The 19,853-nt window shown below is 60.5% G+C and carries 18 protein-coding genes; 3 read left to right on the top strand and 15 right to left on the bottom strand.

What is annotated here, in order from left to right:
* Positions 1–18 precede the first annotated feature (18 nt).
* The 15 genes from rnhB to rpsB form a co-directional block, all read right to left on the bottom strand.
* Positions 19–651, bottom strand: coding sequence for a ribonuclease HII (gene rnhB / locus AC1RMG_RS09080; RefSeq protein WP_236203476.1), 633 nt, complete (start codon positions 649–651; stop codon positions 19–21).
* Positions 652–668: 17 nt separating this feature from the next.
* A complete protein-coding gene (gene lpxB / locus AC1RMG_RS09075) occupies positions 669–1,793 on the bottom strand; it encodes a lipid-A-disaccharide synthase (protein ID WP_065364546.1) in 1,125 nt (374 codons plus the stop codon).
* Between the two features lie 2 nt (positions 1,794–1,795).
* A complete protein-coding gene (lpxA, locus tag AC1RMG_RS09070) occupies positions 1,796–2,572 on the bottom strand; it encodes an acyl-ACP--UDP-N-acetylglucosamine O-acyltransferase (RefSeq protein ID WP_011059535.1) in 777 nt (258 codons plus the stop codon).
* Positions 2,569–3,009, bottom strand: a complete 441-nt coding sequence (fabZ, locus tag AC1RMG_RS09065; RefSeq protein WP_007924058.1) for a 3-hydroxyacyl-ACP dehydratase FabZ — start codon at positions 3,007–3,009, stop codon at positions 2,569–2,571. Before fabZ ends, lpxA begins: the two co-directional genes overlap by 4 nt.
* Positions 3,010–3,118: 109 nt before the next feature.
* Positions 3,119–4,174: a UDP-3-O-(3-hydroxymyristoyl)glucosamine N-acyltransferase gene (gene lpxD / locus AC1RMG_RS09060; RefSeq protein ID WP_493168989.1), complete on the bottom strand. Its 1,056-nt coding sequence runs from the start codon at positions 4,172–4,174 to the stop codon at positions 3,119–3,121.
* Positions 4,175–4,177: 3 nt separating this feature from the next.
* The gene (locus AC1RMG_RS09055) at positions 4,178–4,681 is read right to left on the bottom strand and encodes an OmpH/Skp family outer membrane protein (protein WP_011059533.1); all 504 of its coding nucleotides are present in this window, start codon (positions 4,679–4,681) and stop codon (positions 4,178–4,180) included.
* Between the two features lie 45 nt (positions 4,682–4,726).
* The gene (bamA, locus tag AC1RMG_RS09050; protein WP_125062631.1) at positions 4,727–7,117 is read right to left on the bottom strand and encodes an outer membrane protein assembly factor BamA; all 2,391 of its coding nucleotides are present in this window, start codon (positions 7,115–7,117) and stop codon (positions 4,727–4,729) included.
* Positions 7,118–7,191: 74 nt separating this feature from the next.
* Positions 7,192–8,544, bottom strand: a complete 1,353-nt coding sequence (rseP, locus tag AC1RMG_RS09045; RefSeq protein WP_065364548.1) for a sigma E protease regulator RseP — start codon at positions 8,542–8,544, stop codon at positions 7,192–7,194.
* A gap of 49 nt (positions 8,545–8,593) precedes the next feature.
* Positions 8,594–9,784 carry a 1-deoxy-D-xylulose-5-phosphate reductoisomerase gene (gene ispC, locus AC1RMG_RS09040; protein ID WP_125062630.1) on the bottom strand — a complete coding sequence of 397 codons (1,191 nt, stop codon included), beginning with the start codon at positions 9,782–9,784 and terminating at the stop codon, positions 8,594–8,596.
* On the bottom strand, positions 9,781–10,587 hold the full coding sequence (locus AC1RMG_RS09035) for a phosphatidate cytidylyltransferase (RefSeq protein WP_011059529.1): 807 nt from the start codon (positions 10,585–10,587) through the stop codon (positions 9,781–9,783). The genes ispC and AC1RMG_RS09035 overlap by 4 nt, the downstream gene beginning before the upstream one ends.
* On the bottom strand, positions 10,587–11,342 hold the full coding sequence (uppS, locus tag AC1RMG_RS09030) for a polyprenyl diphosphate synthase (RefSeq protein ID WP_011059528.1): 756 nt from the start codon (positions 11,340–11,342) through the stop codon (positions 10,587–10,589). The genes AC1RMG_RS09035 and uppS overlap by 1 nt, the downstream gene beginning before the upstream one ends.
* 15 nt (positions 11,343–11,357) lie before the next feature.
* Entirely contained in the window at positions 11,358–11,915 is a 558-nt protein-coding gene (gene frr / locus AC1RMG_RS09025; protein ID WP_011059527.1) for a ribosome recycling factor, read from the bottom strand.
* Positions 11,912–12,655: a UMP kinase gene (pyrH, locus tag AC1RMG_RS09020; protein ID WP_011059526.1), complete on the bottom strand. Its 744-nt coding sequence runs from the start codon at positions 12,653–12,655 to the stop codon at positions 11,912–11,914. The genes frr and pyrH overlap by 4 nt, the downstream gene beginning before the upstream one ends.
* A 209-nt stretch (positions 12,656–12,864) precedes the next feature.
* Positions 12,865–13,731, bottom strand: a complete 867-nt coding sequence (gene tsf, locus AC1RMG_RS09015; RefSeq protein WP_123430124.1) for a translation elongation factor Ts — start codon at positions 13,729–13,731, stop codon at positions 12,865–12,867.
* 203 nt (positions 13,732–13,934) lie between these two features.
* Positions 13,935–14,672, bottom strand: coding sequence for a 30S ribosomal protein S2 (rpsB, locus tag AC1RMG_RS09010; protein ID WP_011059524.1), 738 nt, complete (start codon positions 14,670–14,672; stop codon positions 13,935–13,937).
* 407 nt (positions 14,673–15,079) lie between these two features.
* Here rpsB and map point away from each other — a divergent pair, with 407 nt between their 5' ends.
* The 3 genes from map to dapC are packed head-to-tail and all read left to right on the top strand — an operon-like array spanning position 15,080 to position 19,851.
* The gene (map, locus tag AC1RMG_RS09005; RefSeq protein WP_011059523.1) at positions 15,080–15,862 is read left to right on the top strand and encodes a type I methionyl aminopeptidase; all 783 of its coding nucleotides are present in this window, start codon (positions 15,080–15,082) and stop codon (positions 15,860–15,862) included.
* A gap of 48 nt (positions 15,863–15,910) precedes the next feature.
* Positions 15,911–18,613, top strand: a complete 2,703-nt coding sequence (locus tag AC1RMG_RS09000; RefSeq protein ID WP_015634331.1) for a [protein-PII] uridylyltransferase — start codon at positions 15,911–15,913, stop codon at positions 18,611–18,613.
* 38 nt (positions 18,614–18,651) lie between these two features.
* Positions 18,652–19,851 (top strand): succinyldiaminopimelate transaminase, encoded by a 1,200-nt coding sequence (gene dapC, locus AC1RMG_RS08995; protein ID WP_125062629.1) that lies wholly within the window; start codon positions 18,652–18,654, stop codon positions 19,849–19,851.
* The last annotated feature ends 2 nt before the right edge of the window (positions 19,852–19,853 follow it).

Here is a 19,853-nt window from a genome sequence, read left to right as displayed (position 1 = left end):
TCGACTAAAACATCAGCCTCAGGACTGAATCTCGCCCAGCGCCTCGCGGGCTTCGTAGGCTTGCCGCACCGGAGCGAAAGAGCGCCGGTGAATCGGGGTCGGCCCCAGGCGGGCCAGGGCTTCCAGATGCACCGGGGTCGGGTAGCCCTTGTGGCCACCGATGCCATATCCCGGATAGATCAGCTCGAAAGCGGCCATTTCTCGGTCACGGCTGACCTTGGCCAGGATCGATGCCGCAGCAATCGCCGGAACCTTGCTATCGCCCTTGACCACCGCTTCAGCCGGCATCGCCAGCTTCGGGCAACGGTTGCCATCGATCATCGCCAGCTTCGGGGTCACACTCAGCCCCTCCACCGCGCGCTGCATGGCCAACATGGTGGCATGGAGGATATTCAGCTCGTCGATTTCCTCGACCTCAGCCCGGGCGATGCACCAGCTCAGGGCTTTCTCGCAGATTTCGTCGAACAGCTTCTCGCGCCGGGCTTCGGTGAGCTTCTTCGAATCGTTGAGGCCGATAATCGGCCGCGTCGGGTCGAGAATCACTGCCGCGGTGACCACTGCACCACACAAAGGGCCGCGGCCGACCTCATCGACCCCGGCCACCAGGTCCTCGGCGTCCGCCACCAGGGTGAAATCCAGGCCCATTTGCATTTTCGGGTTACTCACAGTCATTTGCCGATCAGCCCAAGCACGGCTTGCGCGGCCTGGTTGGATGCGTCGCGACGCAAGGTTCGGTGGATCTCGTCAAAGCCGCGAGTCTGCTCTTCACCACCTTCGATCAGCGGCGACAAGGTCTGGGCCAGAGCATCGGCCGTGGCATCGTCCTGCAGCAGCTCAGGCACCAGGAGGCGCTGGGCCAGCAGGTTCGGCAGGGAAATGTACGGGCTCTTGACCATGCGCTTGAGAATCCAGAAGGTCAGCGGCGCCAGGCGATAAGCCACGACCATCGGGCGCTTGTAGAGCAAGGCCTCCAGGGTCGCGGTACCGGAGGCGATCAACACCGCATCGCAAGCAGCCAGCGCCTTGTGGGACTGGCCATCGAGCAACGTCAGTGGCAGATCACGATTGGCCAGCAACTGCTCCAGCTGGACCCGCCGCTCCGGGCTGGCGCAAGGCATGATGAAACGCACGCCGGGGCGCATGGCCCGCAGGCGCTGAGCGGCATCGAGGAACAAGGCGCCCAGGCGCCCTACTTCGCCACCGCGACTACCGGGCATCAAGGCCACCAACGGCCCTTCTGGCAACCCCAGCTCCGCGCGTGCAGCGGCTCGGTCGGCCTCCAGCGGAATGGCATCGGCCAGAGAGTGACCGACGAACTTCACCGGTACCCCCTTCTCTTCATAGAAGCGGGCTTCGAAGGGGAACAGGGTCAGCATCAGGTCGCAGCCTTCGCGGATCTTCAGCACCCGCTTCTGCCGCCAGGCCCAGACCGAAGGGCTGACGTAGTGCACGGTCTTGATCCCGGCCTGACGCAGCTTGAGTTCGATATTCAGGGTGAAATCCGGGGCATCGATACCGATAAACACATCCGGCTTTTCAGCAATCAGGGTCTGGATCAGCTTCTTGCGTCGAGCCAGCAGCTCACGCAGGCGCCCAAGCACCTCTACCAGCCCCATGACCGCCAGGCGCTCCATGGGGAAGTAGGAAACAAGGCCTTCGGCCTCCATCAGCGGACCACCGACCCCTATGAATTCGACGGCCGGGTGCTGAACCTTGAGAGCTCGCATCAAACCGGCGCCGAGAATGTCGCCGGAGGCTTCGCCAGCCACCAGCGCAATACGCAGAGTGCTCATGATTAACGGGTGATGCCGCGAGTCGAGGACTGGATCGAGTCACGAAAGACCGCGACTTCAGGGAACTGTGCAGCCGGCTCGGCCAGCTCGGCCAAGGCCTGATCAACCGTCAGCCCCTGGCGATAGACCGTCTTGTAGGCACGACGCAGCGCGTGGATCGCATCTTCGCTGAAGCCGCGACGGCGCATGCCTTCGAAGTTCATGCTGCGGGCTTCGGCGGGGTTGCCGAATACGGTGACGAATGCCGGCACGTCCTTGCCGATGGCGGTGCCCATGCCGGAAAAGCTGTGGGCGCCGATATGGCAATACTGATGCACCAGGGTGAAACCGGAGAGAATCGCCCAGTCATCCACATGCACATGGCCGGCCAAGGCGGTGTTGTTGACCAGGATGCAGTGGTTGCCGATAACGCTGTCATGGCCGATGTGGGCATAGGCCATGACCAGGTTGTGATCACCCAGAGTGGTTTCGGAACGATCCTGGACGGTGCCACGGTGAATGGTCACGCCTTCGCGGATCACGTTGTGGTCACCGATCACCAGGCGGGTTTCCTCGCCCTTGTATTTCAGATCAGGCGTGTCCTCACCTACCGACGAAAACTGGTAGATGCGGTTGTGCTTACCGATCCGGGTAGGGCCCTTGAGAATCACATGGGGCCCGATCACTGTACCCTCGCCGATTTCCACACCAGCGCCGACGATCGACCACGGGCCAACCTCAACGTCGTCGGCCAGGACGGCCGTCGGATCGATGATTGCGCGAGGGTCAATCAAACTCATAGTTTGCGTTCCGCACAGATGATCTCGGCAGAGCACACCGGCTTGCCGTCGACCGAAGCCTGGCATTCGAACTTCCAGATCTGGCGCTTGCAGCTGATGAACTTGGCTTCAAGGATCAGCTGGTCGCCCGGCAGCACCGGCTGGCGGAAGCGCAGCTTGTCGGAACCGACGAAGTAATAGAGGGTGCCGTCGGCGGGCTTCACGTCGAGCATCTTGAAACCGAGAATACCCGCAGCCTGAGCCATGGCCTCGATGATCAGCACGCCCGGCATGATCGGGTGCGCAGGGAAGTGACCATTGAAGAACGGTTCATTGATGCTGACATTCTTGTAGGCACGAATGCACTTGCCTTCAACATCCAGGTCCACTACCCGATCCACCAACAGGAAAGGGTAACGGTGAGGCAAGTATTCGCGAATCTCGTTGATGTCCATCATTTCGGGGGGAAGCCTGTAGTAAAGAGTGGGAGCGCGCGACTAACGCACGCTCCTCTAGCAAATCAAGGAGGCAGTCTAGCGGCTGTGCACACTTGATATGGAAATGGTATCAGCCATCAGATGAAGCATTGCCGCCGGGGGTCACGTCCCCAACGCGCTTTTCCAACTGACGCAAGCGCCGTGCAAGGTCATCCAGCTGGCGGATGCGTGCCGCGCTTTTGCGCCACTCGGCAGCAGGCTGCATGGCCGTACCGGAAGAGTAGGCGCCCGGCTCGGTAATCGAGTGGGTCACCATGGTCATCCCGGTGAGGAATACGTTGTCGCAAATATCGATATGCCCAACCAGGCCCACGCCACCGGCGAGCATACAGTGCTTGCCGATCTTGGTACTGCCGGAGATCCCCACACAAGCAGCCATGGCGGTGTGATCACCGACCTGGACGTTGTGGGCGATCTGGATCTGGTTGTCCAGCTTCACGCCATTGCCAATGACGGTATCGGCCAGGGCACCGCGGTCGATCGCCGTGTTGACGCCGATTTCCACATTGTCACCGATGGTCACGCCGCCAATCTGGGCGATTTTCTGCCAGACGCCTTTTTCATTGGCAAAACCAAAGCCTTCACCCCCCAGCACAGCACCTGACTGAATGACCACACGCTTGCCGATACGCACGTCGTGGTACAGGGTCACCCGTGGTGCCAGCCAGCCACCTTCGCCGATTTCGCAGCGGGCGCCGATAAAGCAGTGAGCGCCGATGGTCACACCTGCAGCAATCCGCGCACCGCTCTCGATCACGGCAAAGGGGCCAATGCTGGCCGCAGGATCTACCTGCGCATCAGCGGCAATCACCGCAGAAGGATGAACACCTGCCTGTGCCTTTGGCTTGGGATCGAACAAATGGGAAATGCGCGCATAGGCCAAGTAGGGATCGGCCACTATCAGTGCGTCACCGGCATAGGCTTCGGCATCCGCGGCCTTCAACAGCACCGCGCCGGCGTGGCAATCCACCAGGTACTTGCGGTACTGGGGATTTGCCAAAAAGCTCAACTGAGCTGGGCCAGCCTCCTGCAAGGTGGCTAGCCCAGTGATTTCCTTCTCCCCGTCGCCACTCAAGGTGGCGCCGAGGAACTCGGCCAACTGGCCGAGCTTTATGGTCGCGGTCATGGCTTACTTCAGCTGATTCATACGCTCGATAACCTGGCGAGTGATGTCGTACTGAGGTTTGACATCAATCACTGCGCCACGCTCGAAGACCAGGTCGAAACCGCCTTTCTTGATGACTTCTTCCACAGCGCTGTCCAGCTTCGGCTTCAGCTGCTTGAGCATTTCGCGGTCGGCAACGGCTTTGGCTTCGTTCAGCTCCTTGGACTGGAACTGGAAGTCACGGGCCTTTTGCTTGAACTCGAGCTCCAGGCGTTCACGCTCGCCCTGCTGCATCTTGTCGCCACCGGCCACCAGACGGTCCTGGATGCCTTTGGCGCTGCTTTCCAGAGTCTTCAGCTTGGTCAACTGCGGACCGAACTTTTTCTCGGCATCCACGGCGTACTTCTTGGCTGCGTCAGATTCCAGCAGGGCCATCTGATAGTTCAGGACGGCGATTTTCATTTCGGCAAATGCCGGGCTCGCGACCAGAACGGTGGCCAGGAGAACCAATTGAGTCAACTTACGCACGATGCACTCCTACAAAATCCATTGTCGTTATCTTGGATCAGGCTATTAGAAAGTCTGACCGAGAGAGAATTGGAACACCTGGGTTTCAGCGTCATCCGGTTTCTTGATCGGCATCGCCAGGGCGAAGCTCAATGGACCCAGAGCGGTGACCCAAGTCACACCGACACCAACCGAACTGGCCAGATTGCTCAGGCTGATATCGTTGCACTGCGTTTTCACGTTCGACGCCGCAATGGTGTTGGACGTGCTTTCACAGCGAGAGTTGAAGACGTTACCCACATCCCAGAACAAGGAGGTACGCAGCGAGCGCTGATCCTTGACGAAAGGCAACGGGAACAGCAACTCGGCACCACCCTGGATCAATACGTTACCGCCGAATGGCAGTGGATCCTGGTCCGGGTCGGCAGCCGTACCGACGTTACCGGTTACACCAGCACCACGACTAGGAGTACTGCGTGGGCCCAGAGTGCTGTCCTTGAAGCCACGTACCGAGTTGAAGCCACCAGCATAGTAGTTCTCGTAGAACGGCAAGCCCTTGGTATCACCAAAGCCGTCGCCATAACCCAGCTCGGTATGGAAGCGCATGGTGTAGTTCTCACTCAACGGCGTGAACAACTGGCCACGGTAGTCGAGCTTGAAGAACGACAGATCGCTGCCCGGGGTGGTGGTTTCCAGCACCAGGCTTTGCGAGTGACCGCGGGTCGCCAATACGCCTTTGTTCAGGGTCGATTCGGACCAGCCGGCCGAGGCCTTGAAGTTCAGGTAGCTGTCGCCCTGCTTGTTCACGAAGTCGAAGATTTCGTCGACGGTGTACAGGCCGGTCTTGATCTTGTCCTGCTGCGCAGTCAGACCGAAGGTCAGACGCGAAGTCTCGCTGATCGGGTAGCCCACGCTGACGCCGGCACCCAGGCTGTCCACCGCATAGCTGGCCACGTCGACGTCGAGGTCTTTGTAGTCAGTGGTGCGATAGAAGGCGTTGTAGCCCAGGCTCACGCCATCGGCGGTCCAGTAGGGGTCTACGTAGCCGAAGTTGTAGCGGCTCTGGTATTCGCTGCGGGTCAGGCCGATGCTGACCTTGTTACCGGTACCCAGGAAGTTGTTCTGGGTGATCGAACCACCGAGGATCAGGCCCGCGCTCTGGGCAAAACCGACGCTGGCGGTGATCGAACCGGACGCTTGTTCTTCAACCGCGTAGTTCACGTCTACCTGGTCATCCACACCCGGCACGGCCGGGGTCTCGACGTTGACTTCCTTGAAGAAGCCCAGGCGCTCAAGACGAGTCTTGGATTGATCGATCAGGTAGGTCGAAGCCCAGCCGCCTTCCATCTGGCGCATCTCGCGACGCAGCACTTCGTCCTCGGACTTGGTGTTGCCACGGAAGTTGATGCGGTTGACGTAGGCACGCTTGCCCGGGTCCACCACAAAGGTGATGTCCACGGTGTGGTCTTCATCGTGAGGCTGAGGCACGCCGTTGACGTTGGCGAAGGTATAACCCTCGTTGCCCAGGCGGCGAGTGATGAGTTCGGAAGTGGTGGTCATCAGCTTGCGCGAGAACACCTGGCCCTTCTCCACCAGCAGCAGCGCCTTGACCTGGTCTTCAGGGACTTTCAGGTCACCGCTGAGCTTCACGTCACGAACGCTGTACTTCTCGCCTTCGTTGACGTTGACGGTGATGTAGACGTGCTTCTTGTCCGGGGTGATGGACACCTGGGTCGAGGCAATATCCATGTTGATATAGCCACGATCCAGATAGTAGGAACGCAGACGCTCCAGGTCACCGGAGAGTTTTTCACGGGCGTACTTGTCATCGTTCTTGAAGAACGACAGCCAGTTGGTGGTCTTGAGTTCGAACAGGCCGATCAGGTCTTCATCGGGGAAGACGGTGTTGCCTACCACGTTGATGTGCTGGATGGCTGCGACTGTGCCTTCGTTGATCTTGACCTTCAGGCCAACCCGGTTACGTGGCTGCGGCACGACTTCGGTTTCAACGGTGGCCGAGTAACGGCCCTGAGCGACATACTGACGCTGCAGCTCGTTGCGCACGCCTTCGAGGGTCGCGCGCTGGAAGATTTCACCTTCCGCCAGGCCGGACTGCTTGAGCCCTTTCATCAGGTCGTCAGTGGAGATCGCCTTGTTGCCTTCGATCTCGATACTGGCAACCGACGGACGTTCGACTACCGTGATGACCAGGACGTTGCCATCGCGGCCCAGCTGGATGTCTTGAAAGAAACCGGTTTTGAACAGCGCACGAGTGGATTCCACCAGGCGACGGTCGTCCGCCTGCTCGCCGACGTTCAACGGCAAGGCACCAAAGACGCTACCCGCGGAAACGCGCTGGAGGCCGTTGACGCGGATATCGGAGATAGTGAAGGACTCGGCGTGAACTTCGGCGATCATCAATACGGTGAGAACCGCAGTTAGCAGCAGACGTTTCATGAAGTCCTTTCTTATTCCAACTGGCAATAAACAAACTGCCGCAAAATGCGGCAGATTCGCAATTCAGCGAAGCGTTACAGACGACCCAGATCGTTGACCAGAGCAAGCAGCATGACTCCGACCACCAAGCTGATACCGATCTGTATCCCCCAACCTTGCACCCGATCCGACAAGGGACGACCACGCGCCCACTCGATCAGATAAAACAGCAAATGCCCCCCATCCAGTACCGGGATGGGCAACAAATTCAGAACACCCAGGCTAATACTCAGATAAGCAAGGAAATTCAAGAAATCAGCAATGCCCGACTGGGCAGAAGCGCCCGCCACTTTAGCAATGGTTATCGGTCCACTCAAGTTTTTTACCGAGAGCTCGCCGAACAACATTTTCTTCAGCGATTCGAGGGTCAGAACGCTCATGGTCCAGGTCCGTCGGGCCCCTTCACCAATCGCCTCCAACGGCCCGTAGCTGACCTCGCGAAGCATCTGCGGCGGCCAATCCACCGCTTTCACCCCGGCCCCCAGGTAGCCATTTGGCGCTTTGCTTTCGCCGCGGCTGGCCAAGGTCACGGGGACGTCGATTTGAGCACCATCGCGCTCGACATGCAGCACAATTTTCGTATCAGGGTGCACACGGACCCAATCCACCACTTGCTGCCAGTCATTGAGCGACTGGCCATCAAGGGCCAACAGACGATCGCCGGTTTTCAGGCCAGCGGCCTGGGCCGGGCCCTTGGGGTCAAGTTCAGCCAGCACCGGAGGCAGGGCCGGACGCCACGGACGAATGCCCAGGGAGCGAATCGGATCCGGCTCATCAGCCCCTTTCAACCATTTGTCCAATTCCAGCTGGCGCGGCGAATCCACAGTGGCGCCCTGCTCACGCACCAGCACCTGCAGTGCACCGCTTTCACCCAGGCGCCGCACCAGTTGCAGGTTCACGGCCGCCCAGCCGGTAGTCGGCTCGCCGTCGATGGCGACGATTTCCTGGCCGGCACTGAGCCCGGCCTTGGCAGCAATACTGCCAGCCTCTACATCACCGATGACCGGCCGCACCTGCTGGCTGCCCAGCATCGCCAGGGCCCAGAAAAACACCAGTGCGAGGAGGAAGTTGGCAATCGGACCGGCAGCAACAATCGCGATACGCTGGCGAACCGACTTGCGGTTGAAGGACTGATCGAGCTCCTCGGCAGCTACCTCGCCTTCACGCTCATCCAGCATCTTCACGTAGCCGCCCAGCGGGATAGCGGCGATGACGAACTCGGTGCCGCGACGATCATGCCAGCGCAGCAAGGGCATGCCAAAGCCCACGGAGAAGCGCAGAACCTTGACGCCACAGCGACGGGCGACCCAGAAGTGACCGAATTCATGGAAGGTGACCAGCACACCCAGGGCTACCAGGGTGCCGACAATCATATAGAGCGCGCTCATCTACTTTCTCCGCAATCCTATTCGCCGCCACTCGCCCCGGTCGCGAATCCTATCGCCCGTTACGCTGCAACCATTGTTGCGCCAGGACTCGAGCCCTGGCGTCTGCCGCAAACACTGCGTCGAGTTCATTGACTGCGACCACAGGCTCACGGGTTAAAACCTCATCGATGATACTCGCGATCTCCGGGTAGCGGATGCGCCGCTCGAGAAACGCCGATACCGCCACCTCATTGGCCGCATTCAGCATGGCCGGAGCGCTGTTACCCGCCTCGGCAGCTTGCCGTGCCAGGCGCAGGCAAGGGAACCGCTGCTCGTCGGGTGCCTGGAAATCCAGGCGAGCAATGGCGAACAGATCCAGCGGCGCTACACCGGAATCAATGCGCTCCGGCCAGGCCAGGGCATTGGCGATCGGGGTGCGCATGTCCGGATTACCCAACTGCGCCAGGACCGAGCCGTCGACGTAATCCACCAGCGAGTGGATCACGCTTTGCGGGTGCACCACCACTTCGACCTGGGAAGGCCTGGCATCAAATAGCCAGCAGGCCTCGATCAGTTCCAGCCCCTTGTTCATCATGCTTGCCGAGTCCACGGAGATCTTGCGCCCCATGGACCAGTTCGGATGGGCACAGGCCTGTTCGGGGGAAACATGCTCAAGCTCTTCCAGAGGCGTCTGACGGAAAGGACCGCCCGAAGCCGTCAGAAGAATACGTCGCACACCGACCCGACTCAGCCCGCGGGAAAAATCCGCGGGCATGCATTGAAAGATCGCATTGTGTTCACTGTCGATAGGCAACAGCACGGAACCACTCTTGCCCACTGCCTCCATGAACAGCGCGCCAGACATCACCAGCGCTTCCTTGTTGGCCAACAGGATCTTCTTGCCAGCCTCAACCGCCGCCAGAGTCGGGCGCAACCCCGCCGCACCGACAATCGCTGCCATAACGGCATCGACTTCCGGAGCCGAGGCCACCTCGCACAACCCCTGCTCCCCCACCAGCACCTGGGTAGCCAGGCCGGCGGCGCGCAAATCTTGCTGAAGGCGGCTGGCGGCCGCGGCCTCGGGCACCACCGCAAAACGGGGCTCATGTTTTACGCACAACGCCAGCAACTCGGCCAGACGCGTGAAGCCCGTCAGGGCAAACACTTGATAACGATCCGGATGACGGGCAATCACATCCAGGGTGCTCAGACCGATAGAGCCGGTAGCCCCCAGAACCGTGATCTGCTGTACAGCAGTCACAGCGCAGCCATCCACAACAGCACGGCAAACACCGGAATGGCCGCGGTCAGGCTGTCGATGCGGTCCAGCACCCCACCATGACCGGGCAGCAGGTTACTACTGTCCTTGATACCCGACTGGCGCTTGAACATGCTCTCGGTCAGGTCGCCGACCACCGAAATGAATACAACGATCGCTGCACCCAGCAGCCCCAGGATCATCTGCCCCAGGGTCCAGTCACGCACCAGCCCCACCACCGCGGTGATCACCAGGCTCAACGCCAGGCCGCCGTACACGCCCTCCCAGCTCTTGCCCGGGCTGACCTGGGGCGCCAGCTTGCGCTTGCCGAAGGCCTTGCCGGAGAAGTAGGCACCGATATCCGCACCCCACACCAGCACCATCACCGCCATGATCAACCAGTTGCCCAGTGGCAGTTGCTTGATGAACACCAGCCCTTGCCAGGCCGGCAGCAGGATCAGCAGGCCGATCAACAATTTGGGTGCGGCACCGGACCATTGCTCGCTGGAACGCGGATAGGTCAGCACCAGGTAGGTCGCCAGCGCCCACCACAGCACCGCAGCACCCAGCACCCAGGGCGCAACGCCCGGAACCAGATGCATCAGGAACAACAGCGCCGCCACCACCACGGCGAAGGCCACCCGAGCCGGCTGCGCCTCGAAGCCCGCCAGACGCGCCCACTCCCAGGCACCGAGGCTTACCACCAGACCGATGAACAGGGCGAACCCCGAGCCTTCGAGCAGGAAGAACCCGCACAAGGCGATCGGCAGCAGGATCAGCGCAGTAATGATTCGTTGTTTAAGCATTAAACCCGGGCTCCAGCCTCGACCTGCTCGCTCGTCTTACCGAAGCGTCGCTGGCGAGATGCGTAATCGGCCAATGCGTTACGCATGGCTTCGTGTTTGAAGTCCGGCCAGAACAGGTCGGAGAAATACAGCTCGGCATAGGCCAGCTGCCACAACAGGAAATTGCTGATGCGATGCTCGCCACCGGTCCGGATGCACAGGTCCGGCAGCGGCAGGTCGCCGGTCGCCAGGCAGGTCTGCAGCAGGCCCGGAGTGATGTCCTCAGGCCGCAGATGCCCGGCCTGGACCTCGCGCGCCAGGCGCTGGGCGGCCTGAGCGATATCCCACTGGCCGCCATAGTTGGCGGCGATCTGCAGGATGAAACGATCACTGCCCGCGGTAATGGCTTCCGCTTCGCGCATCGCCGCCTGCAACTCGGGATGGAAGCGTGAACGATCGCCAATGATCCGCAGGCTGATGTTGTTCTCGTTGAGGCGCTTGGCTTCACGACGCAGGGCCTTGAAGAACAGATCCATCAAGGCACTGACTTCGTCAGCCGGGCGCTGCCAGTTTTCACTGGAAAAGGCAAACAGGGTCAGCACCTCGACCTTGGCCTCAGCGCACACTTCGATCACTGCACGTACCGCATCGACACCCGCCTTATGCCCGGCGACACCCGGCATAAAGCGTTTTTTTGCCCAGCGGTTATTACCGTCCATGATGATTGCCACATGGCGCGGCACCGAGGACAACACGGACTGCTTGGTCTTTTCCATGAAAACGCCTGACCCTTATACGGCCATCAAGTCCTTTTCTTTTTCCTCAGTCGCCTTGGCGATCTGAGCTTCAAAGTCCTTGATCAGCTTATCGATTTCGGCGCTGCCACGGCGTTCTTCGTCTTCGCTGATTTCCTTGTCCTTGGTCAGCTTCTTCAACTCACCCAGGGCATCGCGGCGAATGTTGCGCACTGCAACCCGTGCATCTTCGGCGGCAGCACGCGCCTGCTTGGTGAAGCCCTTGCGGGTTTCCTCGGTCAGCGGTGCCATCTTGATCAGCAGCAGCTCGCCCAGGTTGGTCGGATTGAGGTTAAGACCGGCACTGCCGATGGCCTTGTCGATGGCTCCGAGCATATTGCGCTCGAACGGCACTACCTGCAGGGTCTGGGAGTCCTTCACGGTAACGTTGGCAACGCCACTCAACGGTGTGTCGGTACCGTAGTAAGGCACCATCACACTACCCAGGATGCTAGGGTGTGCCTTGCCGGTGCGAATCTGGCCGAATGCATGGGCCAGGGACTCCAGGGATTTCTTCATGCGCTCTTGAGCGTCTTTCTTGATTTCGTTGATCATTGCTCGCCTTCCTCGATCAGGGTTCCTTCAGCGCCACCATGCACGATATTCAGCAGGGCGCCGGGCTTGTTCATGTTAAATACCCGCAGCGGCATCTTGTGGTCGCGGCACAGGCAGATTGCCGTCAGGTCCATCACTCCCAGCTTGCGATCCAGCACTTCATCGTAAGTCAGATGATCGAACTTCTCGGCATGCGGGTCCTTGAACGGGTCTGCAGTGTAAACACCATCGACCTTGGTTGCCTTGAGCACCACGTCGGCATCGATCTCGATAGCGCGCAGGCAGGCTGCGGAGTCGGTGGTGAAGAACGGGTTGCCGGTACCGGCCGCGAAGATCACCACCTCTTTGGAGTTCAGGTGGCGCATCGCCTTGCGACGGTCATAGTGATCGGTCACGCCGACCATGGAAATAGCCGACATCACGATGGCCGAGATATTCGCACGTTCCAGTGCATCACGCATGGCCAGGGCGTTCATCACAGTGGCCAGCATGCCCATGTGGTCGCCCGTGACCCGATCCATCCCGGCCGCGCTCAATGCAGCGCCGCGGAACAGGTTGCCACCACCGATCACCAAGCCTACCTGGACGCCGATACCAACCAGCTGGCCGACTTCCAGCGCCATGCGATCCAGCACCTTGGGATCGATCCCGAACTCTTCCGAGCCCATCAGGGCCTCGCCGCTAAGCTTGAGTAGAATGCGTTTATAGCGAGCTTGATAACCACTGCCCTGCTGAGCCATTGCGAATCTCTCCTGCGGCGTATTTAAAAAATTCTTTGCGGGCTGTTTACAGCCTGCGTTCACTCTAGCTTGACGCTGTCACAGCGCCATCAGAACACGACTTTGTAAGGCGGTTCCGAGGATAAACAACTAAATTACCCTGCCCATTTGAAAAGAGGCTGCGCGCGTGAGCGGGCAGCCTCTTCTGGGCGACAGTTGAAAAAACCGTCTTACTGTTGCTTGGCAGCAGCCAGTTGTGCAGCAACTTCTTCGGCGAAGTTGTCTTCTTTCTTCTCGATGCCTTCACCTACCGCGAAACGGGTGAAGGAAACGATTTCAGCGCCGCCTTTCTTGGCCAGAGCACCTACGGTGACTTCTGGGTCCTTGACGAAAGCTTGCTCAACCAGGCTGGCTTCGGCCAGGAACTTGCTGATACGGCCAGCGATCATTTTTTCAACGATTTCGGCTGGCTTGCCTTTCATCTTGTCTTCGTTCAGCTGCAGGAACACAGCCTTTTCACGCTCGATCGCTTCAGCCGAAACTTGCGATGGCAGCAGGAACTCAGGGTTGCTGGCCGCTACGTGCATGGCGATGTCTTTGGCCAGTTCAACGGAACCGCCTTTCAGAACAACCGCAACACCGATCTTGTTGCCGTGCAGGTAGGTGCCGACCACGTCGCCTTCAACGCGAGCCAGACGACGGATGTTGACGTTCTCGCCAGTCTTGCCAACCAGGATCAGGCGCGCAGCTTCTTGAGCTTCGATCAGCGGAGCGGCGTCAGTCAGCTTGTCAGCGAAAGCCTTTTCCACGCTAGCGGCAACGAATGCCTTGAAATCGTCCTGCAGAGCCAGGAAGTCGGTCTGCGAGTTGACTTCCAGCAGGACAGCGGCTTTACCGTCGTCCTTGATGGCGATAGCGCCTTCAGCAGCAACGTTGCCTGCTTTCTTGGCAGCCTTGATGGCGCCGGAAGCACGCATGTCATCAATGGCTTTTTCGATGTCGCCGCCGGCCTTGGTCAAGGCCTTTTTGCAGTCCATCATGCCTTCGCCGGTACGCTCGCGCAGTTCTTTAACCAACGCTGCAGTAATCTCTGCCATTTTCAAAATCCTCTTGGATAGGTTTTCAACCATTCCACCCGATCGAACGGGCGCTCAATTCTTGGGCATTGCCCCGAAACCACTTCATAACAGCCCCGCATTACAGAAACTGTCGGGGCGCGACGACGAAATGATTTTCGAGTTGGCAAAAAGGGGGCCAAGCCCCCTTTTTGCGTGCTGAGTCAACGCTACGCGTCAGTTACTCAGGCTTCAGCCGCCGGTGCTGCAGCTTCTTCGAACACTTCGGTGCCGCCAGCAACGTTGTTGCGACCACGGATCACAGCGTCAGCCATCGAACCCATGTACAGCTGGATGGCGCGAATGGCGTCATCGTTGCCTGGGATGATGTAGTCAACGCCTTCCGGGCTGCTGTTGGTATCGACAACGCCGATGACCGGGATGCCCAGCTTGTTGGCTTCGGTGATCGCGATGCGCTCGTGGTCAACGTCGATCACGAACAGTGCGTCAGGCAGGCCGCCCATGTCCTTGATACCACCCAGGGAACGATCCAGCTTTTCCAGATCGCGAGTGCGCATCAGCGCCTCTTTCTTGGTCAGCTTGGCGAAGGTGCCGTCTTCTGCTTGCACTTCAAGGTCACGCAGACGCTTGATGGAAGCACGGATGGTTTTGTAGTTGGTCAGCATGCCGCCCAACCAGCGGTGATCGACGTACGGCGAACCGCAACGTGCTGCTTCTTCAGCAACGATCTTGCCAGCGGAACGCTTGGTGCCGACGAACAGAATCTTGTTTTTGCCCTGGGCCAGACGCTCTACGAAAGTCAGAGCTTCGTTGAACATTGGCAGGGTTTTTTCAAGGTTGATGATGTGGATCTTGTTGCGCGCGCCGAAAATGTACTTGCCCATTTTCGGATTCCAGTAACGGGTTTGGTGACCGAAGTGCACACCGGCCTTCAGCATATCGCGCATGTTGACTTGGGACATGATAGTTCCTTAATAAGTCGGGTTAGGCCTCCACGTATCCCAATGACCAACCAACAGCTTGTGCTGAGGGCACCCAGGTCATCGTGTCGACACGTGTGTGGGTTTGAGCTTTTCGGGGCATCCCCGGAAAGCGGCGCATTTTATACCACAGCAAGGGCAAAAACGGAACCCGGATTCACACTCGGCGATCCGCAGGCATTTTGCCCGCCTCTTGGAATCGGTCCAGAATGCACCACTGTATGGAGAGAAGCGCCAGCAGAACCTCAGATTTGCGCTGAGCCTCTGTTAGAATCGCACCTTTGCGGCTTTTGAAAACCTTGCTGGCCCATCGTAGGCCAAGCCTTGCGCATGCGGGTTTTCGAGCCATTTCCGTGTTTATCGCGCCCCTGGGCGTCAAGAGAGCCTGTATGACCGTCACCCTCAAAACTCCCGAGGACATCGCCAAAATGCGTGTCGCCGGCAAACTGGCCGCCGACGTGCTGGAAATGATTGCCGAGCATGTCAAACCCGGTGTCACCACCGAAGAACTGGACCGCATCTGCCATGACTACATCGTCAATGTGCAAGGTGCGATCCCTGCCCCGCTGAACTACAAGGGCTTCCCCAAATCCATCTGCACCTCGATCAACCACGTGGTGTGCCACGGCATTCCCAACGAGAAGCCGCTGAAGGATGGCGACACCCTGAACATCGATGTGACCGTCATCAAGGACGGCTACCACGGCGACACCAGCCGCATGTTCCACGTCGGCACCGTGCCGGTCTGGGCCGAGCGCCTGTCGCAGATCACCCAGGAATGCATGTACAAGGCCATTGAACTGGTGAAACCGGGCTGCCGCCTGGGCGACATCGGCGAAGTGATCCAGAAGCACGCGGAAAAGAACGGTTTCTCGGTGGTTCGCGAGTTCTGCGGCCACGGCATCGGCAAGGTGTTCCACGAAGAGCCGCAGATCCTGCACTACGGCCGTGCCGGTACCGGCATGGAACTCAAGGCCGGCATGACCTTCACCATCGAGCCGATGATCAACCAGGGCAAGGCCGACACCAAGGTCCTGGGCGACGGCTGGACCGCCATCACCAAGGACCGCAAGCTCTCCGCGCAGTGGGAACACACCCTGCTGGTGACCGAGACCGGCTACGAGATCTTCACCCTGCGCAGCGATGACACCATCGCCCGGGTGTCTGCCTGATCCACAACGCTGCGTCCCGACCTTATAGATAGAAAGGAAAGCCAATCGATGCCGCAGGTGGACCCCGAACTCTTCGACCGCGGCCAGTTCCAGGCGGAACTGGCCCTGAAGGCCAGCCCTATCGCCGCCTTCAAGAAGGCCATCCGCCAGGCACGGGAAGTGCTGGATACGCGCTTTCGCAGTGGGCGGGAGATCCGCCGGCTGATCGAAGACCGCGCCTGGTTCATCGATAACATCCTGCAAAAGGCCTGGGACCAGTTCAGCTGGAGCGACGACGCCGACATCGCCCTGGTGGCGGTCGGCGGCTACGGTCGCGGCGAGCTGCACCCCTATTCCGACATCGACCTGCTGATCCTCCTGGACAGCGCCGACCACGAAATTTTCCGCGACTCCATCGAACGCTTTCTTACCCTGCTCTGGGACATTGGCCTGGAAGTCGGGCAAAGCGTGCGCTCGGTGGACGAATGCGCCGAACAGGCGCGGGCCGACCTGACGGTGATCACCAACCTGATGGAAAGCCGCACCATTGCCGGCCCCGAGCACCTGCGCCAGCGCATGCTGCAAGTGACCAGCACCGAGCACATGTGGCCGAGCAAGGATTTCTTCCTGGCCAAGCGGGCCGAGCAGAAGGCCCGCCATCACAAGTACAACGACACCGAATACAACCTGGAGCCCAACGTCAAAGGCTCGCCGGGTGGGTTGCGGGACATCCAGACCATCCTCTGGGTCGCGCGCCGCCAGTACGGCACCCTGAACCTGCGGGCCCTGGCCGGCGAAGGCTTCCTGGTGGAAAGCGAAAACGCGCTCCTGGCCTCGTCCCAGGAGTTCCTGTGGAAGGTCCGCTACGCGCTGCACATGCTCGCGGGGCGCGCCGAGGACCGCCTGCTGCTCGACCACCAGCGCTCCATCGCCACCCTGCTGGGCTTCGAGGGCGAAGATGCGAAACAGAGCATCGAAAGCTTCATGCAGCAGTACTACCGGGTGGTGATGAGCATCGCCCAGTTGAGCGACCTGATCATCCAGCACTTCGAGGAGGTGATCCTCGCCCCCGAGGACGAGGCACCGCCACAGCCGATCAATGCGCGCTTCCAACTGCACGACGGCTACATCGAGGCGATCAACGACAACGTATTCAAGCGCACGCCGTTCGCCATGCTGGAGATCTTCGTGCTGATGGCCCAGCACCCGGAAATCAAGGGCGTGCGCGCCGACACCATCCGCCTGCTGCGCGAACACCGGCACCTGATCGATGACGACTTCCGCCACGATATCCGCAACACCAGCCTGTTCATCGAGCTGTTCAAGTGCGAAATCGGCATCCACCGCAACCTGCGGCGGATGAACCGCTACGGCATTCTCGGACGCTACCTGCCGGAGTTCGGCTTCATCGTCGGGCAGATGCAGCACGACCTGTTCCACATCTATACCGTGGACGCCCACACGCTGAACCTGATCAAGCACCTGCGCAAAATGCAGTACACGCCGATCTCCGAGAAATTCCCGCTGGCCAGCAAGCTCATGGGCAAGCTGCCCAAGCCCGAGCTGATCTACCTGGCCGGTTTGTACCACGACATCGGCAAGGGCCGTCATGGCGACCACTCGGAAATCGGCGCCGTGGATGCCGAAGCCTTCTGCGTGCGCCACCAGTTGCCGCAGTGGGATACCCGGCTGATCGTCTGGCTGGTGCAGAACCACCTGGTGATGTCCACCACGGCTCAGCGCAAGGACTTGTCCGACCCGCAGGTGATTCACGATTTCGCACAGATCGTGGTCGACCAGACCCGCCTCGACTACCTCTACGTACTGACCGTCGCCGATATCTACGCCACCAACCCGACGCTGTGGAACTCCTGGCGCGCCAGCCTGTTGCGCCAGCTCTACACCGAGACCAAGCGAGCCCTGCGCCGCGGCCTGGAAAACCCGGTGGACCGCGAAGAGCAGATCCGCCAGACCCAGAGCGCCGCCCTGGACATCCTGGTGCGCAACGGCACCGACCCGGACGAAGTGGAACAACTCTGGTCCCAACTGGGGGACGACTACTTCCTGCGCCACACCGCCGGCGACGTGGCCTGGCACAGCGACGCGATCCTCCAGCAGCCGGCCGATGGCGGGCCACTGGTGCTGATCAAGGAAATCACCCAGCGCGAGTTCGAGGGCGGCACCCAGATCTTCATCTACGCCCCGGACCAGCACGACTTCTTCGCGGTGACCGTGGCCGCCATGGACCAGCTCAACCTGAACATCCATGACGCGCGCATCATCACCTCCAGCAGCCAGTTCACCCTCGACACCTACATCGTCCTGGACAACGACGGCGAATCCATCGGCAACAACCCGCAGCGAGTCGAGCAGATCCGCAAGGGCCTGACCGACGCCCTGCGCAACCCCGATGACTACCCGACCATCATCCAGCGCCGGGTGCCGCGCCAGCTCAAGCATTTTGCCTTCGCCCCCGAGGTGACTATCCACAACGACGCCCAACGCCCGGTGACCGTGCTGGAACTCAGCGCCCCGGATCGCCCGGGTTTGCTGGCGCGGATCGGCAAGATCTTCCTGGAGTTCGACCTGTCGCTGCAGAACGCCAAGATCGCCACCCTGGGCGAGCGCGTGGAAGACGTGTTCTTCATCACCGATGCGCACAACCAGCCCCTGTCCGACCCCCAGCTGTGCAGCCGCTTGCAGGATGCGATCGTCGAGCAGTTGAGCGTCAGCCACGAACCGACTATCGAAATGACCCGCCTGAGCATCTGACGGGTCCGAACCACCGCTTTGAGTGAGATACCGCCTCCATGAACAACGCTCTGAACCAGTTGCAGCCCTACCCGTTCGAAAAGCTGCGCGCCTTGCTCGGCACCGTGACGCCCAACCCGGACAAGCGCGCCATCGCCCTGTCCATCGGCGAACCCAAGCACCGCTCGCCAAGCTTTGTCGCCGAAGCCCTGGCCAGCAACCTCGATCAGATGGCGGTCTACCCCACCACCCTGGGCATCCCGGCCCTGCGCGAAGCCATCGCCGGCTGGTGCGAACGGCGCTTTGGCGTGCCCGCGCTCTGGCTCGACCCGGCGCGCAATGTACTGCCGGTCAACGGCACCCGCGAAGCGCTGTTCGCCTTCACCCAGACCGTGGTCAACCGCGGCGAAGATGCCCTGGTGGTCAGCCCCAACCCCTTCTATCAGATCTACGAAGGCGCGGCCTTCCTCGCCGGGGCCAAGCCGCACTACCTGCCGTGCCTCGACGAAAACGGCTTCAACCCGGACTTCGACGCCGTGCCGGAGGAGATCTGGCAGCGCTGCCAGATCCTCTTCCTGTGCTCGCCGGGCAACCCCACCGGCGCGCTGATCCCGCTGGACACCCTGAAGAAGCTGATCGCACTGGCCGACGAGCACGACTTCGTGATCGCCGCCGACGAGTGCTACAGCGAGCTGTACTTCGACGAACAGACACCGCCGCCGGGCCTGCTCAGCGCCTGCGTCGAACTGGGCCGCAAGGACTTCAAGCGCTGCGTGGTGTTCCACAGCCTGTCCAAGCGCTCCAACCTGCCGGGCCTGCGCTCGGGCTTCGTCGCCGGTGATGCCGAGATTCTCAAGGGCTTCCTGCTGTACCGCACCTACCACGGCTGCGCCATGCCGGTGCAGACCCAACTGGCCAGCGTCGCCGCCTGGAACGACGAAGTGCACGTGCGCGCCAACCGCGCCTTGTACCGGGAGAAATTCGACGCGGTGCTGGCGATCCTTGCGCCCGTGATGGATGTGCAGCGCCCGGACGGCAGCTTCTACCTGTGGCCGAACGTGGCCGGGGATGACGCAGCCTTCTGCCGCGACCTGTTCGAACAGGAGCATGTGACCGTGGTTCCGGGCTCCTACCTGTCGCGGGATGTGGACGGCACCAACCCGGGCGCCGGCCGGGTACGCATGGCGCTGGTAGCGCCGCTGGCGGAATGCGTGGAAGCCGCGGAACGGATTCGCGATTTCGTGCTGCGTCGCACTTGAGG

It is taken from the genome of Pseudomonas sp. GW822-FHT04H02 (assembly GCF_058800645.1).
Note: the sequence above shows the minus strand (reverse complement) of the source record. Positions and strands in the feature narration are given on the sequence as shown.